This is a genomic window from Gemmatimonadota bacterium (genome assembly GCA_016704275.1).
GTDB lineage: Bacteria > Gemmatimonadota > Gemmatimonadetes > Gemmatimonadales > GWC2-71-9 > Palsa-1233.
Map to the genome: position 1 here is coordinate 550,485 of JADJAK010000001.1, position 20,961 is coordinate 571,445.

Sequence of the window (20,961 nt, forward strand, 5' to 3'; positions counted from 1 at the left end):
GGACCTACGACCTATGACATATGACTTACGACTTTCTCTGAAAGAGATTTTCCGGCTTCCGCACCGACGCCCCGCCCATCGCGGGGCGTTTGGCGTTTGCCCAGGCGGCGTCAGGCGTGCCGTCCTGGCCGAGTGCCGTCCAGAGGGCGGTGGCCTTCTCGGGCATGAAGGGGAACAGCATCACGGAGAGACGATAGAGACACGACACGAGCTCGCAGAGGGCCGTGTCGAGCTCGGCGTCCTTCCCCTCCTTGGCGAGCGTCCATGGTGCGTGGACCACGATGTACCGATTGCCCTCGCTCACGAGTTCGTTGATCGCCTCGGCCGCCCCCTTGAGTCCCTGCGCCTCCATTGCCGTCTCGTAGCGCGCGAGTGCCTCGCTGCCTGCCTCTGCGAGAGTTGCTGGCTCCGCCGACGGGACGACGCCATCCCGGTACTTCTCGACCATCGCGAGCACGCGTGAGGCCAGGTTGCCGAGGCCATTGGCGAGCTCGCTCTCGTAGACGGCGTCGAACCGCTCGAACGTGAAGTCGCCGTCGTGCTCGAAGCCGACCTCGCGCAGCAGGAACCAGCGGAGCGCGTCGGCGCCGTGCCGCTCGGCCGCTTCCGCGATCGTCACCGAACTCCCCTCCGACTTGCTCACCTTGGCGCCGCCCCACTGCACGTAGCCGTGGGCCCAGATCGCCGTCGGCAGCGGCAGGTCGGCGGCCAGCAGCATCGCCGGCCAGATGATGCAGTGGAAGCGGGTGATCCCCTTGCAGACGACGTGGAGATCGGCCGGCCAGATGGCGTCCCAGCCGTCGTTCGGATAGCCCGTCGCGCTCAGGTAGTTGATGAGCGCGTCGAACCAGACGTAGACGGTCTCGTCGTCGGTGCCGGGGAACGGAATGCCCCATGGCAACCGCGCGCGCGAGATCGAGATGTCCTGCAATCCCTCGCGCAGCGTGCTGAGGATTTCGTTGCGACGGATCTGCGGCTCGACCCGAAAGGCCTCGTTGGCCTCGACGAGCGCGAGGACGCGGTCGCGATACGCCGAGAGGCGGAAGAAGGTGTTCTTCTCCTTGGTGCGCACGAGGTCGCGCGACGGATGCTCGGGACACCGACCGTCGACGAGTTGCCCTTCCTGCTTGAACTCCTCGCAGCCGACGCAATACAGCCCCTCGTACTCACCGACGAAGAGATCCTCCGGGTGCCGCTCGCGGATCCGTTCGAGCAGTGCCTGCACCCCGGCGGCGTGGCGCGGCTCGGTGGTACGCATCCAGTCGTCGTGGGCGCAGTGGAGGCTGAGCCAGGTCTGCTCGAAGTGCCTCGAGATGCCGTCAACCCAGGCCTGTGGAGACATCCCCGCGGCCTGCGCCGACTGAAAGACTTTCTGGCCGTGCTCGTCCATCCCCATCAGGAAACGCACCGGCTGCCCCTGCAGGCGATGCCAGCGGGCAATGGCGTCGGCGCCGATCTTCTCGAGGGCGTGGCCCAGATGCGGGTCGCCGTTGGCGTAGTCGATGGCGGTGGTGATGTACCAGGGCTTCACGCCGAACTCCCGTCGGGGGGGCCGCCGCGTTGCGGGCGGCGGGGTGCGCCAGGCGGGCGGCGGGTCGGCGGTGCGGCGGCTTCGGGGGCCGGCGTCGGCGCGGTGGTTGCCGCCGGGGCCTGCTCGACCTCATCGCGCAACTCGAGCAGGCCGATCACGCGCGGGCCATGCTCGTCACTGCGCAGGAAGACCCGCTCACGGAGGATGTCGACCGCCACCACCTTTTCTGCCCCGCGCGATGTCTGAATCAGCTTCCCTTCCTTCGGGAAGCGCTTCCGCGCGGTCAGATAGAACTCATGCTCGTACTTGAGGCAGCAAAGCAGTCGCCCGCAACCACCGGAGATCTGCGCGGGGTTGAGCGAGAGTCGCTGATCCTTTGCCAGGGCGAGATTCACCGGGCCCGGCTCGGTCAACCAGGTGCTGCAGCAGAGCTCGCGTCCGCAGCGACCGACGCCGCCGAGGCGCGCCGCCTCCTCGCGCACGCCGATCTGTCGCAGGTCAATCCGGGTCCGGAAGCTGGTGGCGAGCTCGCGGACCAGGGTCCGGAAGTCCACCCGCTTGTCGGCCGTGAAGTAGATGGTGAGCCGATTCCGGTCCCACTGCCACTCGGTGTCGGAGATCCGCATCGGGAGGTCGTGAGCGGCGGCGCGCGCGATCACGGCACGCCGTGCCTCTTCCTCGCCTCGTCGCAACTCCTCGTGCTGCAGTACGTCGGCGGGGGACGCACGCCGCACGACCGCCGCACGGACGCCCGGCGCGGCCGCCACCGGCTCCGCAGCAGCATCGCTTGGTGCGGCGATCGCATCGGGGGCCGGGGCGTCGGTGCCGCAGCTGGTGCAACCGCCGCACTTGGCCAGCGCCGCCTCTCCGACGGTGTTGACGCGGCCCAGGTCGAAGCCGCGCTCCACCGCCACCACAACCGGTTCGTTGAGCCGCAGTGGCGCGGCGTCATCGGACCAGTCAAAGAAGTCGCGGCGGTTGCCCTTGAAGCGGACTTCGACAGTTTGCGGCATCAGGCGTCCGCGTACGCCCCCATCGCCGCGAACTTGTCGTGGCGACGCTTGATGAGCTTGTCGGCCTTCAGCTTGCGCAGCTCGGTCATCTGGCGGATCAACGCCGCGCGCAGCGATTCACCGGCCGCGTCGGGATCGAAGTGCGCCCCGCCCACCGGCTCGGGGATGATCTCGTCGACCAGGCCAAGGCGGAGCAAGTCGTCCGACGTGAGCTTGAGCGCCTCGGCGGCGCGCTCGCGCTGCGAGGCATCCTTCCAGAGGATCGCCGCGCAGCCCTCGGGAGAGATCACCGAGTAGACGGAGTTCTCGAACATCAGGATCCGATCGGCGACGCCCAGCGCCAGCGCACCACCCGACCCGCCCTCGCCGATGACCACCGTGATGATCGGCGTCGGCAGGATCGACATCTCGAGGATGTTGCGCGCAAGCGCCTCGGACTGGCCGCGCTCTTCCGCGCCCAGACCGGGGTAGGCCCCCGGCGTGTCGATCAGCGTGATGACCGGCGCATGGAAGCGTGCAGCGATCTGCATCAGCCGCAGCGCCTTCCGGTAGCCCTCGGGATGCGGCATCCCGAAGTTGCGCTTGATGTTCTCCTTGGTGTCGCGTCCCTTCTGGTGGCCGATCACCATCACCGACTGGCCGGCGAGCCGGGCCCAGCCGCCGACGATCGCAGGATCGTCGCGGAAGAGCCGGTCGCCGTGGAGCTCGATGAAGTCGGTGAAGATCGACGAGAGGTAGTCGAGGGTATACGGCCGCCGGGCATGCCGTGCCACCAGCACGCGCTGCATCGGCGTGAGGCCGGCATAGATCTCGGCGCGCTTCGCGTCGAGCTTCTCCTCGAGCGTCGTGAGCTCGCCGAGGACGTCGATTTCGCGCTCGCTGCCCACGCGCTTCAGCTCGTCGATCTGCTTCTCGAGCTCCGCGAGGGGCTTCTCGAATTCGAGGGTGTAGCTGGTCGCCATCCTGCCTTACCCCGCGCGGATGAAGGAAACGGCGTCGCCGCCAAAGAGGTCCCGCAGGTCGCGCAGAGTCTCCTCGCGCGGTTCCACCCGCAGGCGTCGGGAGCGGAGGCGCGCGGCCGTACCGTTCCCGTCGGACCATTGAATATAGAGCGGCGCCGGCCCAGGGTGGGCCATGCAGAGGCGGGCCAGGGTCCGGATCGTCTCGGGGGCGGGGGCATCCGGGGCGGCCCACTGGATCGCGATCCCGAGCAACCCGGCGCTCTCGAGTTCCGCCAGCGGCCGGGCCCCCTCCACGATGAAGGGGACCTGGTCCTCGCCTCGGTCACGGGCCGAATAGCCGCCGCTGAGCAGCATCGCCTCGTCGACCCGGATCACCTGGTTGAGCTTGGCCCAGGCATCGGGGAAGACGATCGCCTCGGCGGTGCCGTGGAAGTCCTCGACCGTCACCCGGGCGTACTCCTTCCCGGTCTTCTTGGAAATCTGCCGCTTGACCGCCGTGAGCACCCCCGCGACCGCGACCTGGTGCTCGCTCCAGCTCCCCATCGTGGCGGTCGTCCGCGTGCCGAACAGCTCCACCAACGGACGGTAGCGCTCGAGCGGATGCCCGGAGATGAAGAAGCCGAGGATCTCCTTCTCCTTCGCGAGGCGGTCCGCCTCGGTCCACAGCGGCACGTCGGGGAGCGTCGGCTCGACCGGGGTCGTCTTGACGACTTCGCCGAAGAGCGATTCCTGCCCCGCCTCGAGTTCCTGCGCGAGCAGCTGCGCCTCGCCGATCGCCTGGTCCACCGCTGCGACGAGTTGGGCGCGATGCCCACCGAGCGAGTCGCAGGCCCCGGCCGCGATCAGCGATTCGAAGACCCGCTTGTTGCAGAGTCGCGCGTCGATGCGTCGGGCAAAATTCGCGAGGGACGTGAAGCGGCCCTGCTGGCGCGCGGCGATGATCGACTCGATCGCCCCCGCGCCAACGTTGCGCACGGCCCCGAGCCCGAAGCGGATGCGACGATCGCCGATGACCGTGAACTTGAAGCCCGACTCGTGCACGTCGGGCGGCAGCACTTCGATGCCGAGCTCGCGGGCCTCGTTGATGTACTGGACGACCTTGTCGGTGCTGCCGATTTCACTCGAGAGCAGCGCCGCCATGAACTCGGCAGGATGGTGCGTCTTGAGCCAGGCGGTCTGGTAGGAGAGGACCGAGTAGGCGACCGAGTGCGACTTGTTGAAGCCGTACCGGCCGAAGGTCTCGATCTGCGCCGCGAGTTCGTCGAGCAGGCCGCGCTCGTGGCCGAGGGCCGTGCCGCGCGTGATGAACTTCCCCAGCTCCTTCTTGATCAGCTCCGCGTCCTTCTTGCCGACGGCCTTCCGGAGGACGTCGGCTTCGGCCAGCGTGAATCCGGCGATCACGTTGGCGATCCGCATCACCTGTTCCTGATAGGTGATGACGCCGTAGGTCGGCTCCAGCACCTCGACCAGCGAGGGATGCGGGTAGGTGACCGGCTCGTGGCCCAGCTTCCGCTTGATGAAGACGGTGTGCATGCCGGCGTCGAGCGGACCCGGGCGCAGCAAGGCGTTCGAGGCGACGAGGTCGTCGAAGCGGTCGCACTTCATGCTGCGCAGCGTGTCCGTCGCGAGGGCCGATTCGAACTGGAAGACGCCCGCCGTGCGTCCCCGACGCAGCAGCGCATAGACCTCGGGGTCGTCGTACGGGAGCGCGTCGATGTCGAGCGGCGTGCCGGTCTTCGCCACGATCATCTGCACTGCGTCGTGAATCACCGTCAGCGTCTTGAGGCCGAGGATGTCCATCTTGAGCATCCCGACCTTTTCGAGCGCGCCCATCTCGTACTGGCAGATGATCGAGTCTTCGCCGTTCGCGGCGGCACCGGCACCCTTGGTCGGCGCCGTGCAGACCGGCACATAGTCGGCGAGCGGCCCCGGGGCGATCACCACGCCGGCGGCGTGCACCGAGGCGTGGCGACTGAGCCCCTCGATCCGCGAGGCGTAGGTGAAGACGCGGCGGTAGGCCTCGCTCTCCTTCAGCATCGCCTTCAGCTCGTCGATCTTCTCGCCGGCTTCCGCCACCGTCATCGAGAAGGCCGGCCCCGAGGGGATCAGCTTGGTGAGCTTGTCGGCCTCGCCCGGCGGGATCTTCAGGGTCCGCGCGACGTCCTTCACCGCGGCCCGCGCCTTCATCGTCCCGAAGGTGATGATCTGCCCCACCGAATCGCGCCCATAGCGCTCGCGCACGTACTCGATCACCTCGCCACGCCGCTCGAAACAGAAGTCGACGTCGATGTCGGGCATCGACACGCGCTCCGGATTGAGGAAGCGCTCGAACAGCAGGTCGAAGCGGAGCGGGTCGACGTTGGTGATGCCGAGGCCATAGGCGACGATCGAGCCCGCGGCCGACCCGCGGCCGGGACCGACGGGAATGCCCCGCGCCCGCGCGGCGTTGATGAAGTCCTGCGTGATCAGGAAGTAGCCGGCGTAGCCCGCCGTGTTGATCACGCCGAGCTCGAAGTCGAGTCGCTGCTGCACCGCGTCAGGCAGCGGCTTGGCGTAGCGCGCTTCAAGGCCCGTGGTGGCGAGTGTGGCGAGCAGCGTCTCGTCGGAGGTGACGCCCTCGGGCAGCGGATACTTCGGCACGAAGTAGCGCTTCTCGAAGTCGAACTCGCAGAGGTTGGCGACGTCCTGCGTCCGCTCGATGGCGTCGATCTGGTCGGGGAAGAGCGTCCGCATCTCGGCTTCGCTCTTGACGTACGACTCGCTGCCGGTGAAGCGGAAGCGCTTCGGGTCGTCGAGATCGGCGCCGGTGCCGATGGCCAGCAGGACGTCGTGCGCCTCGGCATCGTCCCGCGTGAGATAGTGGGCGTCGTTGGTCGCCACGACCGGGAGGCCCAGCTCCTTGCCGAGGGCGATCATCCCCTTGGCGACCTCGAGTTCCTCCGGGATGCCGTGATCCTGGATCTCGAGATAGAAGCCATCCTTGCCGAAGGTCTCCGCCATCCAGACCGCCGACTCGCGCGCCTTGTCGAAGCGTCCCTGGCGCAGGTACAGCGCGACTTCACCCGAGAGGCACGCCGCGAGGCAGACGATTCCCTCGCTGTGTGACGCGAGGATCTCCTTGTCGATGCGGGGACGCCGATAGAAGCCCTCGGTGTAACCGATCGAGGAGAGCTTGATCAGGTTCTTGTAGCCGACGGCGTTGCGGGCGAGGAGGACGAGGTGCGAGTACTGCGCCGGGGCCCACGAGGGCTTCTCGCGCGCCTGTCGCGGACCGAAGGCGAGATAGGCCTCGAAGCCGAGAATTGGCCGGATCCCCTGCTTCTTCGCCTGGTCGTAGAAGCTCCACGCCGCGTGCAGGTTGCCGTGGTCGGTGACGGCGAGCGAGTCCATCCCCAACTTCTTGACGTGACTCACCAGCTCGGGGATGCGATTGGCACCGTCGAGCAGCGAGTATTCGCTGTGGGTATGGAGGTGGACGAAGGCCATCAGCGCACCCGCTGGCTGAGTTCGGCCAACACGGCCCCGAAGGGCACGCCACGCGCCTGCAGCAGGACCATGAGGTGGAAGAGCAGGTCAGCCGATTCACTGGCGAGCCGCTCATCGCTTTCGGACAACGCCGCAATGACCGTCTCGACCCCTTCCTCGCCGACCTTCTGGGCGATCTTGGGGAGCCCGCGTTCGAAGAGCGTGGCGGTGTACGATTCCGGTGGCCGGGTGGCGTGGCGATCGGCGATCATTCGCGCCAGGCGGGTCAACAAATGACCCCCCTGATCGTCCTCATCGACGAGCTGCCCGTCCGTCGTGATCCGCCGGAAGAAGCAAGTCGGACGCTCGGTATGGCAGGCGGGACCCTTTTGTGTGACGCGGTAGAGAATGGCGTCCGCGTCGCAGTCCAGACGCACCTCGACCACCTGCTGGGTGTGACCGGACTGTTCGCCCTTCTTCCAGAGCGCCTGACGCGAGCGGCTCCAGTAGTGGGCATGACCCGTCGACAGCGTCGCCTCGAGGGCGGCGCGATCGGCCCAGGCGAGCATCAGGAGGTTGCCGGAAAGGGCATCCTGCGCCACCACGGGCACCAAGCCGGCGGTATCAAACCGGACGGCATCGAGGGCCGGAGCGTCTGTCACCCGGGAATCGTATCCCGACACCGCCCGATTGTCAAAAGTCATTGTCCTGCTTACGCTTAGGTCAGTTTTCCTGCGCCCACGGAGCCAACCGCGCATGCCCGCTTCCCGCACGATGTGGCCGTCCACGCTCACCCTGCTCGCGCTGGCCGCGTGTGGTGGGTCCGGCACCGGCCCAGGCCCGGTAACGGTCACCTGCACCACCCCGACGCCGGTGGTCCTTGAGCCGGGCGCCCAGGTGCTCATCGATGCGGCACGGACCAGCAACTGCCTCTCCCTCCCCGGTGGCGGCGAGGCCCGCGAGTACCTCGTGGTGGCCTATTCTGGGGCCGGCACCGAAACCACCAGTGGCATCTCGACCAGTTATGCCCTCGCGTCAGGCGCCACCGGCGGCGGGAGCGCCCTGCTGGACGGCCTGCCCGCCCCGGTGGCCTCCTTCGGGCGCTCGGCCGAGGGAGCCGACGCCTTCCACCGGAACCTCCGCCGCGCAGAGGCCCGGATCGCGGCCGACCCGGCCACCCGGCTCGGGAATTCGTGGGGCGGGAGCCCCCCGATGGCCTCGATCCCGATCGTCGGGCAACGCGATTCGTTCTACGTCTGCCGGACCAGCAGCTGTGCCGCGTTCGATCGGGTCGGCGCCACGGTGCGCTTCGTGGGTCGTCAGGGCGCCATCTACACCGACGATGCCAATCCGGTCACGGCCGAGTCGCTGACCGAGTCGGACATCACCCAGCTCGGCACGCTCTTCGACGATTACCTCTTTCCGATTGATACCACCGCCTTCGGTCGCGAGTCGGACATCGATGGCGACCAGCGCGTGGCGATCCTGATCTCGGCCGCCGTCAACGACCTCACGAGCGACTGCGCGAATGGGCGGATCATCGGCTACTTCTATGGTGCCGACCTGATTGCGTCGCTCGCCGGCAGCAATCGCCGCGAGGTCTTTTACGCCTTCGCACCGAAGGCGGCGACGACGAGCTGTCCTGCCGTCACCCGCAGCATTGCGCTGCGCGCCTTGCCACCGGTGCTCATTCACGAACTGCAGCACATGATCTCGTTCAACCAGCGGGTCCTCGTGCGCGGCGCGGGCCAGGAGGATCTCTGGCTGAACGAGGGGCTCTCCCACTTCGCCGAGGAGCTCGGCTATCGTGGCGTGCCCGACGCGCGCTGCCCGAATTCGGCGAGCTGCTTTGCCCAGTTCTCCTCGGGCGACATCGACAACGCGTACAGCTATCTGTCGGACCCCGAGGCGACCGCGCTCGTGACCCCGGGCAACAACAGCGGCCCGCTGGCGTATCGCGGTGCCTCGTGGCTCTTCGTGCGCTGGTTGGCCGACCACTTCAGCAGCGACACGTTGCTCGGGACGCAGGTGACGCGGGGGCTGGTGCAGTCCACGCGAGATGGCGCCACCAACGTCAGCGCCGTGGCTGGCGTCGACTTTCCGACCCTGGTCGGCGAGTGGCAACTGGCCAACTATCTCGAGAATCTCCCGGGCTTCGCGCAGGTCGGGCGGCTACGCTACCGCACCTGGAATTTCCGGTCTCTCTATCAGGCCAATTTCCCGACGCTCTTCGCCAAGCCGTACCCGCTGACACCCGACTCCACGGCCGGGAGCTACAGCCGCACCGGGACACTGCGGGGCGGCAGCGGGCGTCACGTCCGGTACCGGTTGGCGGCGGGGGCGGCCGGTGTGACCGTGCAGCTCACCGGCAGCAACGGCAATGGCGCCCCGTCGAGTACGGCCGAACCGCGCTTCGCGGTGGTGCGCATCCGGTGAGGCGCACGGTGGGGCAGCTCGTGCTCGCGCTCGCGCCGACGCTGCTGGCAGCTCAGCTGCCGCCGCGTCCGGCGCTGCCCGATCTGGCCGCCTCCGTCCGGGTGGCCGGGCTCGCCGGGGCCGGGGTGGCGATGCCCGGCTACGCCGCCGGCGTCTTCGACAATCCGGCCAACATCGGACCGATCAAGGTGCTCTCGCTCGAGGCCGCCTACGCCAAGTTGCCCGATCAATCCACCTACACGACCGGTGCCGCGGCCGTTCGGGCGGGTGACTTCAACTTCGGCGGCGGACTCCGCTACCTGCGCTACCAGGGCGACCGTCCCGTGGTCGACAACCTCTCCTGGGTGGCGGCGGCGGTCTACCGCGTGAAGGGCATCGCGCTCGGTACGTCGGCGAAGTACGTCTCCGTCGAGGATTCCACTGGAACCATCTTCCGCACGCTGACGTCGGATGCCGGAGTGACGCTTGCCTTCTTCGACATCGCGGCGCTGGCCGTTTCGTTCCACAACCTCGGCCGCTACGCGCTGAGCGGTGAGCGGCTGGAACTTCCTGCGAGCACGCATCTTGGCTTTTCGATGAACTTGATCGACACCTACTCCAACGGCCGACTCCTGGCGACCATCGAGAGCGACTGGACGGCCGGGACCCCGCGTCGCACCGTGATCGGCCTCGAAGCGGGCGTGGTCGTTCGCGGCATCGGGCTGATCGGGCGAATCGGCAACGGCGGGCAGCCGACCGGCAGCGGCGTGGGCAAGACGTCCTACGGCGGGTCCGTTGTCCTCTCCCGCGCCAGACTCGACTATGCCTATCAGCGGCGCAGCGCCATCGGCCGCAGCGTGCACCTCGTCGGCGCGCGGTGGACCCCATGACGGGAAGGAGACGCTTCAGGATGGGATTGCTCATCACGGCGGCCGCACTGCTCTTCGGCTTCGGCACGGCCTATGTCGCGTCCGAGGAGGTGCGCTACCTCAGCCGCGCCGGGATCGAGGAGACCCGCATCCTGGTGTCGCGGGTGCCGATCATCAAACTGGCCAAGGACCCGCAGGTCCCCGATTCGCTGCGCGAGATGGCGGGCCTCGTCATCGAGGTGCGCAACTATGCCCGCGCGCTGGGGTTGGATGCGAAGGAGACCTACACGACCTACGCCGACGTCGGCCGCGACACGCTGTTGCTGGTGCTGACCGCGTCACCCAAGGACTGTCTCTGTCCGGTCACGTGGCGCTATCCGGTGGCGGGGCGGGTGCCGTACAAGGGCTTCTTCGATTTCGCGGCCGCGCGCAAGGCGGCCAAGGGCTTCGCGGATCAGGGACACGACGTCTACCTGCGCCCCTCCGCGGCCTTCTCGACACTCGGCTGGTTCAACGATCCGCTCCTGTCGACGGCGCTCAGCCGCGATTCCGTCGAACTGGCCTCGCTGGTCTTTCATGAGATCGCGCACAACTCGTTGTGGGTGAAGGGAAACACGGCCTTCAACGAGAGCTTCGCCCAGTGGGTCGGATACGCCGCCGCCCAGCGCTTCTTCCTGTCGCGGGCCGATACCCTGTCGGCGCTGCGCGCGGCGGATCGTTGGCACGACGAGAAGGCGCTGGGCGAGTACTACACCGTCCTGCTCGCCAAGCTCGATTCATTGTACGCCAAGAAGTTGCCGCGCGAGGCCAACGACAGTGGTCGCACCGCCGTGGCGCAGTGGGCACGCGACACGATGGCCGGCCCGTTCGGCAGTTCCTTCCGGACCTTCGCCGTCGATCGCCTCGCCGAGCGCCCGATCAACAATGCGGCCCTCCTCGGCACGCGCCTGTATCGCTCCGACCTGCACCTTTTCGACGATTGGCTGGAGTCCCAGGGCGGCGACCTGACGCGAGCCGTGCTGGGCCTCGAGCGGCTGCTTGAGGACTCCGAAGGTGATCAGGCCTTCCAGCGGCTCAAGCGCCTGATCCAGGCGCAACGCGGTGCGCGGGCACCCTTGCCGCCACTGGTGCCCGATTCGACCGCGAGCCAGCCGCCACCGTCGGCACCGTCTCGCTAACTTCACGAACCACCCTGCTGGAGCCGTCCCGATGGATCACGATTTCGTCCGCCGCGAAGAGCCTCGTCTGCTCGCCGAGCTCACCGAGTTCCTTGCCATTCCAAGTATCAGCACCGGGACGGCGCACGTTGCCGATTGTCGCCGCGCCGCCCAGTGGCTGGTGGACCAACTCTTCCGCCTCGGCTGTCCGACGGTGCAGTTGATCGAGGGCGACGGTCACCCGGTGGTCTGGGGTGAGAGCCCCAAGGTCGAGGGCGCGCCGACCCTGCTGATCTACGGCCACTATGACGTGCAGCCCCCCGATCCCCTCGACGAATGGCACACGCCGCCGTTCGTGCCGTCCATCCGGGATGGCCGGCTCTACGCGCGTGGCGCGATCGACGACAAGGGCCAGGTCTTCTGCCTGCTGAAGGCATACGAAGCGGTCCGCGATGCCGATGGCAATCCACCGCTCAATGTCCACTTCCTGTTCGAGGGCGAGGAGGAGTGCGGGGGACGAGTCGTCTTCGATCTCCTCAAGGCCGAGCCGGAGCGGACGAAGGTCGATGCGGTGCTGGTGTGCGACATGTCCTACTATGCCAAGGGCTGGCCGGCCGTCTACACCGCCTTGCGCGGCCTCTGCTACGCCGAGCTGGAGGTGCGCACGCTGCAGCGGGACCTGCACTCCGGCTCGTATGGCGGCGTGGCGCCCAATGCGATCGAGACGCTCTGCCGGATCCTCACCGACCTGAAGTCGGCCTCCGGGAAGATTCACATTCCCAAGCTCTACAAGCAGGTGATTCCACCAACCAAGGCGGAACGTCGTGGCTGGAATTCCCTGCCGTTCGACGAGGCGGCGTATCTCGCGGACGAGGTGACAGCGAAGTCCCTGACGGGGCTCGAGGACTGCTCGGTCTTCGAGCGGACCTGGGCACTGCCGACGTTCGAGATCCACGGCATTCGTGGCGGGTTTGTGGGCGAGGGGGCGAAGACGGTGATCCCCGCCGCTGCCACTGCAAAGATCTCGCTGCGCCTGGTGCCCGGGCTGTCGGTGGAGTGGGTGCAGCAGCAGTTGCAGAAGGCGATCGCGAAGGTGGCGCCCGACTACGCCGAATGGACCCTGCGACTTCACCACGGTGGCGACCCGGTGCAGGTGGACGTCTCCCACGCGGCGTTCCGGACGCTCGACCGCGCCTTCGAGGAAGTCGTCGGACGGCCGACCGTCGCGGTGCGGGCGGGCGGGTCGATTCCGATCGTGCCGGAGCTCGCGGCGGGGGGCGCCCCGGTGCTGCTCACCGGCATCGGTCTGCCCGACGACGGCCTGCACTCGCCGAACGAGAAGGTGGACCTGCAACAGCTGTGGGAGGGGATTCAGGTGTTCGGGCGCTTCTTCGAATTGATGGGGGCGGAACGCGGGTAAGCGTTCCGGCCTTCGTGGCTCCTCGGCGGTGAAATGGCGGGCGTCAGCGGGCTGAGATGGCCGCCCTGGGGGGGGGGGCGATCGCCGGACGGGCCCCGGTTCCGCGGAGTGCAGGTAGGGGCTACGGGGGGGGGGGGGGGGGGGGGGGGGGGGGGGGGGGGGGGGGGCCGGGGCGCGCCGCCCGCTGGGGCTGCGATCCGGCCGGATCAACGGCGACAGTCGTGTCGCGGGTGGGGCGCGCACGGGGGCGTGGCGGGCGCCGGGGGGGGGGGGGGGGGGGTTTTTGGCCGCGGGCGGGGCGCGCGGGATCTCCCACGACCCCGAGCGGGTCACGCACCCTCGGGAAAAGGGTCCCCTTCAGGGGCGGCGACCAGGGGGGGGGGGGGGGGGGGGGGGGGGGGGGGGGGGGGGGGGGGGGGGGGGGGGGGGGGGGGGGGGGGGCGCCGGCGGGCGGGGTGCCGGGGGCGACTCGCGCGGCCGCCGTGGCCGGTCCGATCATCCGGGGCAGCTGGGCTCGAGCGCGGGGGTGGCTCAGTCGTCGCGCTTCACCGGCGGCCGACCCTGGCCGGCGTACTGCGCCTCGATCCGCGCGTGCAAATCGTCGGCGCCGATGATCCCCTTCACGGATGCAATGATCCCGGCGACGACATCGTCGGCCCAATACTGGTCGGGGCGTTCCTCGGCCGGGATCGCACGACAGGCGCGATCGAGATACTCGATCGCCCGCTCGACCCATTCGGTCTGCGCGCTCGCCACCAGCGACCACGAGCCGGTGGCCCGCAGCTCCAGTTCAGCCAGTGCATCGAGGTGGGTCCGCAGCTCCTGGGCGACCGGCCCGCGACGGAGCTGCTCGGCGACCAGGGTCAGCACGGCGCGGCGCTCGGACTCCTGGGGTTCCGGCAACGGGGCGAGGTAGTGGCGCTGATCGGCCACCATCTCCGCTAGACGGATGCAGACGGCCTTGATCGCCGGGGTCAGCGCCGGGGGTGCCTCGGTCGCCCACGAGCTCGCGGCGCGAAGAATCGCGGCGATCCGTTCGTCGGCCGTGGCGGCAATGCGAGTCGAGTCCATCGGGTCAGCCATGGCTGAAGGGAAGCCCGTCGTGGCCCCGATTTCAACCCCGCACCTCAGGCTCGGACTACCCCGGCGGGAGCAAATCGGCAAGGGGCCGGGGCCTCGCGCGCAGGCCGAACGCCGTCGCCATGGAGGCCACGACCACCGCGCGGACCTCGGCCGCGAGCGTCGGCGATGCCCCGCCGATTTCCTTCGCCACGGAGGTCATGGTGACCCCCGGCAGGCCGCACGGGACGATCGCGTCGAACCACGCCAATTCGGGGTCGACGTTCAGCGCAAAGCCATGCAGCGTCACCCATTGCTTCACGTGAATCCCCAGGCTCGCGATCTTGCGACCGCGGGTCCAGACCCCGGTCTTCCCCGCGACTCGCTCGGCCGGAATCTCGAACTGCGCCAGCGCTTCGATCAGGGCGCCCTCGAGGGTCCGCAGGTACCAATGGAGGTCTTCGCGGTGGGCCGAGAGGTGGAGGATCGGGTAGCCGACGAGCTGGCCGGGGCCGTGCCAGGTGACGTCGCCGCCACGTTCGACCTCCACCACGGTGGCGCCCCGAGCCTCCAGCGCGGACAACGGGAGGGGGAGCGAGGTGGCCTCGGTGCCGCGGCCCAGCGTGTAGACCGGGTCGTGTTCCACGAGGAGCAGGATGTCGTGGGGAAGTGACCCGTCGACTCGGCGCAACCGGAGGGCGCGCTGGAGTTCGAGGGTGTCGAGGTAGGGACGGCGGCCGAGGTCGACGACCTCGAGCGGGGGCGTGCTCATGCCGCCCGGCGCGCACGGCCTCCGAGCCGGAGCGCCACCACCAGGGCCAGGACCGCCAGCGCTGCCAGCGCCCCGCTGCCGAGTGCGGCGTGGGCGGTGAAGGTCAGCATCATCGCGAGGCAGGTCCCCGCGAGGGCACCGACGATGGCGAGCCCACCCCGACGGAAGTTGGAATGGATGGGGGCCATCAACATCCATCCCACCAGGCCGGCGACCAGCAGGCCGATCGGAATCCCGACGAGAAAGAGGTTCACGTAGCCTGCGTTCGGGTCGACCGTGGCGGCACTGGTGACGGTCGGATCGCGCATCCGGGCGACGAGGAAGGTCAGGACGGCAAACCAGGCCACCGCCGCGGCCGCAGCCGCACCGACCGCCGCCATCGCGAGGCCGACACGATCCTCGGTCGGCGCGTCGGCGCCGAAGGGATTGGGAGAGGCGGGAGGAAGATTTCCCATACGGTCGCCCAGACGCGACCGATGATCGATCATCGATGATCGATCATCGATCATCGGGCCTAGATGTGCACCGCCCGACCCAGCGAGTCGAGCGCCGCTTCGGCGATCGCTTCGGAGAGCGTCGGATGCGCGTGGATGGCGAGGTCGACCTCTTCCACCGTGTACTCGTTGGTGCGGGCCAGGATCAGCTCGTGGATCATCTCCGAGGCGTGGCCACTGACGATGTGCGCGCCGATGATCTCGCCGTACTTCTTGCCGCGGATGATCTTGACGAAACCGTCCGTCTCGTTCGAGGCGCGGGCGCGGCCGTTGGCCGAGAACGGGAAGCGGCCGACCTGGTAGTCGAGCTTCTGTTCCTTGGCCTGCTCCTCGGTGAGCCCGATCGAGGCCACTTCCGGATGGCAGTAGGTCACGCTCGGCACGTTGCTGTAGTCGATCGCCTTCGGGTGGTGTCCGGCGATCACCTCGGCGACATGAATCCCCTCGCGCGTCCCCTTGTGGGCCAGCATCGGCGGGCCCGCCACGTCACCGATCGAGTAGACACCCTTCACGGTGGTCTCGAGGGTGGCCGGGTTCACCTGGATGAAGCCGCGGTCGGTCAGCTTCACGCCGACGGCCTCCAGTCCGATCGCCTCGGTGTTCACCGCGCGGCCGGCGGCCATCAGCACCTTGTCGGCGGTGATCGTCTCCTGCTTCCCGCCGACTTCGACGGTGATGCTCACCTCGGCGGCCTTCACGTCGGCCTTCACGACCTTCACGCCGGCGAGCACGTTGATGCCGCGCTTCTTGTACGCCTTGGCGATCACGTCCGAGCACTCGGCGTCCTCGATCGGGAGGATGCGCGGCAACGCTTCGATCAGCGTCACTTCCGATCCGAAGGCGTTGAAGATGTCGGCAAACTCGCAGCCGACGGCGCCGGCGCCGACGATCGCCAGTCGCTTGGGGGCGCTCTCGAGGAAGAGCGCCTCGTCCGAGGTGATCACCGTGGTCCCGTTGATGGCGAGGCCGACCGGCGGAATCCCCTTGGTGCGCGAGCCGGTCGCCAGCACGATCCCCTTCTTGGCGGTGAGCACGTCGTCGCCGACCTTCACCGTCGTCGCTGAGGCGAGCACGCCGGTCCCCTTGATGACCGTCACCTTGTTCTTCTTCATCAGGAACTCGGCGCCCTTCGAGTTCTGCTCGGCGACCTTTCGCGACCGCTTCATCGCCACGCCGTAGTCAGTCTTCACTTCGCCGACCTCGATGCCCAGCTCCTTCGCTTCCTTCCGGATGCTGTTCGCCATCGCGGCCGAGTGCAGCAGCGCCTTGGTCGGGATGCAGCCGATGTTCACGCAGACGCCACCGAGCTTGTCGCGCTCGACGACGCATGCCGTGAGCCCAAGCTGCGAGGCGCGAATGGCCGCCGGATACCCGGCAGGACCGCCGCCGATGATGATGACGTCAAAGGACTGATTGGCCACGGGAGTGGAGCTCCGCGTTAAGGTCGAAATTAGTGGTGGATGATCGATGATCGATGATCGATCATCGATGGACGATCATCGATCATCGAGTTACCAGACCATCGCCAGCGGATTCTCCAGCATCCCCACCAGCGTCTTCAGGAACGCCGCCCCGGTGGCGCCGTCGATCACGCGGTGGTCACAGGAGAGGGTGATCCGCATCCGGCGGCGCACCACCAGCTCGCCGTCGACGACGGCGGGCTTCTGTTCCAGGCGGCCCACGGCGAGGATCGCCGCTTCGGGCGGATTGATCACCGCGGTGAATTCGTCGATGCCGAACATGCCGAGGTTCGAGATCGAGAAGGTCGCGCCGGTGTACTCCTCGGGCTTCAGGCGCTTCTCGCGGGCGCGTCCGGCCATCTCGCGGACCTCGCCGCCGATCTCGCGCAGCGTCTTCCGGTCGGCATGGCGGACGATCGGCGTGATGAGTCCGTCCTCGACCGCGACGGCGACGCCGATGTGCACGTCGTGCCACTGCCGGATGTGATCGTCGGACCACCAGGCGTTCACCCACGGATGCTGCCGCAGGGCCGACGCGGTGGCGCGGATGATCAGGTCGTTGAAGGAGAACTTCCCGCCTTTCGGGTCGGCGGCGAGCAGCGCCTCGCGCATCTCGTGCGCCCGCTCCATGTCCACCTCGGCCGTGAGGTAGAAGGTCGGAATCGGGCCGATCGACTGCACCAGTCGCTTGGCGATCGCCTTGCGCATCTGCGTGAGCGGCACGTCCGTGTACACCGACGCCGCGAAGCCTGTCGCGGCAGCCGCCGGTGCGAGCGCCACGCCGTCGAGGTCGCGCACCACGATCCGTCCCTCGGGTCCGCTCCCGGCAATCGCGCCGAGGTCGAGCCCGCGCTCGGCAGCGACGCGCTTCGCCAACGGGGAGGCCTTCACGCGCCCACCGGCGGCCGGCGTGGGGGTGCCCGCGGCGGGCGCCGGCGCGGAGGGGGGTGCCGCGGGCGCCGCAGGCGGCGCCCCTGCGGCGGGGGTTCCGCCCGCGTCGCCGGGAATGGTTTCCCCCGCCGCCCCGATCCAGGCCACGACCGACGCCACCGGCGCCGTGGTGCCGACCGGGATGACCTGCTTGAGCAGGACCCCGGCACCGCGGGCGACCAGCTCCATCACCGCCTTGTCGGTTTCCACCTCGGCGAGCACGTCACCCACGGCGACCGCATCGCCCTCGTTCTTCTTCCACTCGACGAGGCGTCCCTCTTCCATCGTCGGCGACAGCGCTTCCATCACGACCTTGGTGGCCATTCGATCAATCCTTGTAGCAGACGCGGCGAACCGCCGCCGCGATCTTGGTCGCGTCGGCCTTGGCCGCCTTCTCGAGATACTTGTTGTACGGCATCGGGACGTCGGCCTGGTGCACCCGCAGCACCGGGGCGTCGAGGTCGTCGAACGCCTCGCGCTGGATCAGGTCGACGATCTGCGCCCCGACGCCGGCGAAGTACCACCCTTCTTCAGCCACGACGACGCGGTGGGTCTTGGCCACCGAGCGGAGGATCGCCTCCTCGTCGAGCGGCCGGATGCTGCGCAGGTCGAGCACCTCGGCGTCGATCCCCTCCTCGGAGAGCGCCTTGGCCGCGTTCAACGCCGGCGCGACGGTCTTCGAGTGACAGACGATCGTGACGTCGTTGCCGGCGCGCTTCACGTCGGCCACGCCGATCGGGACCAGGTGCTCGCCCTCGGGGACTTCGCCCTTGAGGTTGTAGAGCATCTCGCCCTCGATGAAGACCACCGGGTCGTTGTCGCGGATGGCGCTCTTGAGCAGCCCCTTCGCGTCGGCCGGCGTGGCGGGCATCACGACCTTGAGGCCGGGGATGTGCGCGTACCAGCTCTCGAAGGCCTGCGAGTGCTGCGCCCCGAGCTGGAGCGCCGCGCCGCCCGGGCCGCGGAAGACGATCGGACAGCCGATCTGGCCACCGCTCATGTAGCGGATCTTCGCGGCGACGTTGACGATCTGGTCGATCGCCAGCAGCGCGAAGTTCCAGGTCATCATCTCGATCACGGGGCGGAGGCCCGTCATCGCGGACCCGACGCCGATCCCGGCGAAGCCAAGCTCGGCGATCGGCGTGTCGACGACGCGCATCGGCCCGAACTCCTCGAGCAGGCCGCGGCTGACCTTGTAGGCGCCGTTGTACTCGGCCACTTCCTCACCCATGAGGTAGACGTCGCCATCGCGTTGCATCTCTTCGCGCAGCGCTTCGTTCAGGGCGTCGCGATAGGTCAGGACGGCCATCAGTTGTCCTCCCCGTGCGGCGCCAGCACTTCGGTGTACAGCTCGCCAGCGTCGGGCTCGGGGGATTCCTCGGCGAACGTCACCGAGTCGGCCACCTCTGCGGCGACCGAGGCCTCGATCGCCGCGAGTCCCGCGTCGTCGAGCATGCCGGCATCGCGCATCCGCGCCTCGAGCAACGCGATCGGGTCACGCTGCCGCGAGGCGTCGAGCTCTTCCTTGCTGCGATACGTGCCGCTCGCCGCGTCGGACATCGAGTGCCCGACGTAGCGGAAGGTGCGGATGTCGAGCAGCGTCGGGCCTTCGCCGGCGCGGGCGCGGGCATACGCGGTCTCGGCCGCCTCGCGCACCGCGATGATGTCCTGGCCGTCGACTTCGACCCCGGGCATCCCGTAGCTCGCCGCGCGGAGGTGCAGGTCGGTGATCGCCGCCGCACGCTTCACCGCCGTGCCCATCCCGTAGCCGTTGTTCTCGATCACGAAGATCGCCGGCAGCTTCCAGAGCCCCGCCATGTTCAACGCTTCGTGGAACGACCCGATGTTGGCCGCGGCCTCGCCGAAGAAGGTGAGCGAGACCTGCTCGGTCTTCCGGTACTTTGCCGCCCAGGCGAAACCGGCGCCGAGCGGGATCTGGCCGCCGACGATGCCGTGGCCGCCCATGAAGCCCTTCGCGAGATCGAAGAGGTGCATCGAGCCGCCCTTCCCCTTCGAGCAGCCGGTCGCCTTGCCGAAGAGCTCCGCCATGATCGAGCGCGAGGACATGCCGCGCGCCAGCGCCTGGCCATGCTCGCGGTAGGCGGAGATCACGTAGTCGTCCGGACGGAGCGCCGAGATCAGGCCCACGGCCACCGCTTCCTGGCCGATGTAGAGGTGGCAGAAGCCGCCGATCTGGCCGATCGAGTACGCCTCGCCGGCGCGCTCCTCGAAGCGGCGGATCAACAGCATCATGCGCAACCAGTCCTGATACTGGTCGGCGTAGGGGGCGTCGGTCCCGCGGCGGCGTGCCTTGGGGGCGTCGCTGGTGCTTACGGCCATTTAGAAACTCTCCGGGGCGGCGGTGGCCGCCATGCCGGTGGGGAGGGATCCCTCGCTGCGCGCGGGACCCGGTCGTGCCGACCGGGCCTGATCCCAGGCGTGATAGGACGAGCGCGTCAGCGGCGAGCTCTCGACGTGCGAGAAGCCCATCCGGAGCCCGATCTCGCGGAGCTCGGCGAATTCGTCCGGCGTGTAGTAGCGCACCACCGGGAGGTGACCATCCGATGGCCGGAGGTACTGCCCGAGGGTGACAATGTTGACGTCGCTGCGGCGCAGGTCGCGCAGGCAGGTGATCACCTCATCCCACTCCTCGCCCATGCCGAGGATGATCCCCGACTTGGTGAGGGCGGTGGCATCCATGGCGCGCGCGTTCGCCAGCACACGGAGGGCACGGTCATACCGGCCGCCCGGACGGGCCAGTCGATAGAGCCGCTCGGCCGTCTCAAGATTGTGATTGAGGATGTCCGGCTTCGCCTCCATCACGATCCGCAGCGCCTGCTCCGATCCCTTGAAGTCGGGGATCAGCACTTCGACCGATGTCTCCGGCAGGCGAGCCTTGATCTCCGTGATGCAACCCGCGAACGCCTCGGCACCGCCGTTCGGCAGGTCGTCGCGGTCCACCGAGGTGATCACGACGTGCTCCAGCCCCATCCGCGCCACGGCCTCGGCCAGTTTGACCGGCTCGGCGGCGTCGAACGCCTTCGGGGTGCCGTGCGACACCGCACAGTAGGTGCAGTTCCGCGTGCAGACGTCACCCAGGATCATGAAGGTGGCGGCCTTGTGTTCCCAGCATTCGCCGATGTTCGGGCAGCGGGCCTCTTCACACACCGTGTGAAGGCCCAGCTCGCGCATCATTGCCTGGATCTTGATATAGGATTGCCCACCGGGCGCCTTCACCTTCAGCCAACTCGGCTTTCGGGCGGGGGCGATGGGAACCATCCCCCCCGAGGCATCAGGGGTGGGCTGGCGGGTCAGTTGGACAAGCGGCACGGCCACGCGGACTCCTTCCGTCTCGCCGAGGTCGCGCGCCAGCCGGAACTGGCGCAGGAGCAACAAAATAGCCCACCCGGGGGG

At 68.5% G+C, this 20,961-nt stretch carries 17 protein-coding genes; 4 read left to right on the top strand and 13 right to left on the bottom strand.

What is annotated here, in order from left to right; translation table 11 throughout:
* Window positions 1-25: 25 nt before the first annotated feature.
* The 5 genes from IPG05_02610 to IPG05_02630 are packed head-to-tail and all read right to left on the bottom strand — an operon-like array spanning window position 26 to window position 7,675.
* Entirely contained in the window at window positions 26-1,531 is a 1,506-nt protein-coding gene (locus IPG05_02610; protein MBK6493985.1) for a methionine--tRNA ligase, read from the bottom strand.
* Window positions 1,528-2,544, bottom strand: a complete 1,017-nt coding sequence (locus IPG05_02615; protein MBK6493986.1) for a hypothetical protein — start codon at window positions 2,542-2,544, stop codon at window positions 1,528-1,530. The genes IPG05_02610 and IPG05_02615 overlap by 4 nt, the downstream gene beginning before the upstream one ends.
* Window positions 2,544-3,506: an acetyl-CoA carboxylase carboxyltransferase subunit alpha gene (locus IPG05_02620; protein MBK6493987.1), complete on the bottom strand. Its 963-nt coding sequence runs from the start codon at window positions 3,504-3,506 to the stop codon at window positions 2,544-2,546. Before IPG05_02620 ends, IPG05_02615 begins: the two co-directional genes overlap by 1 nt.
* A gap of 6 nt (window positions 3,507-3,512) precedes the next feature.
* Window positions 3,513-6,992: a DNA polymerase III subunit alpha gene (gene dnaE / locus IPG05_02625; protein ID MBK6493988.1), complete on the bottom strand. Its 3,480-nt coding sequence runs from the start codon at window positions 6,990-6,992 to the stop codon at window positions 3,513-3,515.
* Entirely contained in the window at window positions 6,992-7,675 is a 684-nt protein-coding gene (locus IPG05_02630) for a bifunctional phosphoribosyl-AMP cyclohydrolase/phosphoribosyl-ATP diphosphatase HisIE (GenBank protein ID MBK6493989.1), read from the bottom strand. Before IPG05_02630 ends, dnaE begins: the two co-directional genes overlap by 1 nt.
* 52 nt (window positions 7,676-7,727) lie before the next feature.
* Here IPG05_02630 and IPG05_02635 point away from each other — a divergent pair, with 52 nt between their 5' ends.
* Genes IPG05_02635 through IPG05_02650 form a run of 4 tightly spaced genes read left to right on the top strand, consistent with a single transcriptional unit; the run spans window position 7,728 to window position 12,832 of the window.
* Window positions 7,728-9,407 carry a hypothetical protein gene (locus IPG05_02635; protein MBK6493990.1) on the top strand — a complete coding sequence of 560 codons (1,680 nt, stop codon included), beginning with the start codon at window positions 7,728-7,730 and terminating at the stop codon, window positions 9,405-9,407.
* Entirely contained in the window at window positions 9,404-10,276 is an 873-nt protein-coding gene (locus IPG05_02640) for a hypothetical protein (GenBank protein ID MBK6493991.1), read from the top strand. Before IPG05_02635 ends, IPG05_02640 begins: the two co-directional genes overlap by 4 nt.
* 20 nt (window positions 10,277-10,296) lie before the next feature.
* The gene (locus IPG05_02645) at window positions 10,297-11,433 is read left to right on the top strand and encodes an aminopeptidase (GenBank protein MBK6493992.1); all 1,137 of its coding nucleotides are present in this window, start codon (window positions 10,297-10,299) and stop codon (window positions 11,431-11,433) included.
* Window positions 11,434-11,464: 31 nt separating this feature from the next.
* The gene (locus IPG05_02650) at window positions 11,465-12,832 is read left to right on the top strand and encodes a M20/M25/M40 family metallo-hydrolase (GenBank protein ID MBK6493993.1); all 1,368 of its coding nucleotides are present in this window, start codon (window positions 11,465-11,467) and stop codon (window positions 12,830-12,832) included.
* 531 nt (window positions 12,833-13,363) lie between these two features.
* On the opposite strand, the gene IPG05_02655 is transcribed toward IPG05_02650, so the two are convergent.
* The 8 genes from IPG05_02655 to lipA form a co-directional block, all read right to left on the bottom strand.
* On the bottom strand, window positions 13,364-13,915 hold the full coding sequence (locus IPG05_02655) for a hypothetical protein (GenBank protein ID MBK6493994.1): 552 nt from the start codon (window positions 13,913-13,915) through the stop codon (window positions 13,364-13,366).
* A 55-nt stretch (window positions 13,916-13,970) separates the two neighbouring features.
* Window positions 13,971-14,663: a lipoyl(octanoyl) transferase LipB gene (lipB, locus tag IPG05_02660; GenBank protein ID MBK6493995.1), complete on the bottom strand. Its 693-nt coding sequence runs from the start codon at window positions 14,661-14,663 to the stop codon at window positions 13,971-13,973.
* Window positions 14,660-15,151, bottom strand: coding sequence for a hypothetical protein (locus tag IPG05_02665; GenBank protein MBK6493996.1), 492 nt, complete (start codon window positions 15,149-15,151; stop codon window positions 14,660-14,662). Before IPG05_02665 ends, lipB begins: the two co-directional genes overlap by 4 nt.
* Before the next feature lie 26 nt (window positions 15,152-15,177).
* The gene (gene lpdA / locus IPG05_02670) at window positions 15,178-16,578 is read right to left on the bottom strand and encodes a dihydrolipoyl dehydrogenase (protein ID MBK6493997.1); all 1,401 of its coding nucleotides are present in this window, start codon (window positions 16,576-16,578) and stop codon (window positions 15,178-15,180) included.
* A gap of 90 nt (window positions 16,579-16,668) precedes the next feature.
* Entirely contained in the window at window positions 16,669-17,871 is a 1,203-nt protein-coding gene (locus tag IPG05_02675) for a 2-oxo acid dehydrogenase subunit E2 (protein ID MBK6493998.1), read from the bottom strand.
* A 4-nt stretch (window positions 17,872-17,875) separates the two neighbouring features.
* The gene (locus IPG05_02680) at window positions 17,876-18,856 is read right to left on the bottom strand and encodes a pyruvate dehydrogenase complex E1 component subunit beta (protein ID MBK6493999.1); all 981 of its coding nucleotides are present in this window, start codon (window positions 18,854-18,856) and stop codon (window positions 17,876-17,878) included.
* Window positions 18,856-19,887 carry a pyruvate dehydrogenase (acetyl-transferring) E1 component subunit alpha gene (pdhA, locus tag IPG05_02685; GenBank protein MBK6494000.1) on the bottom strand — a complete coding sequence of 344 codons (1,032 nt, stop codon included), beginning with the start codon at window positions 19,885-19,887 and terminating at the stop codon, window positions 18,856-18,858. The genes IPG05_02680 and pdhA overlap by 1 nt, the downstream gene beginning before the upstream one ends.
* Complete coding sequence (gene lipA / locus IPG05_02690; protein ID MBK6494001.1) at window positions 19,888-20,826, bottom strand: lipoyl synthase; 939 nt, start codon at window positions 20,824-20,826, stop codon at window positions 19,888-19,890.
* Between the last annotated feature and the right edge of the window lie 135 nt (window positions 20,827-20,961).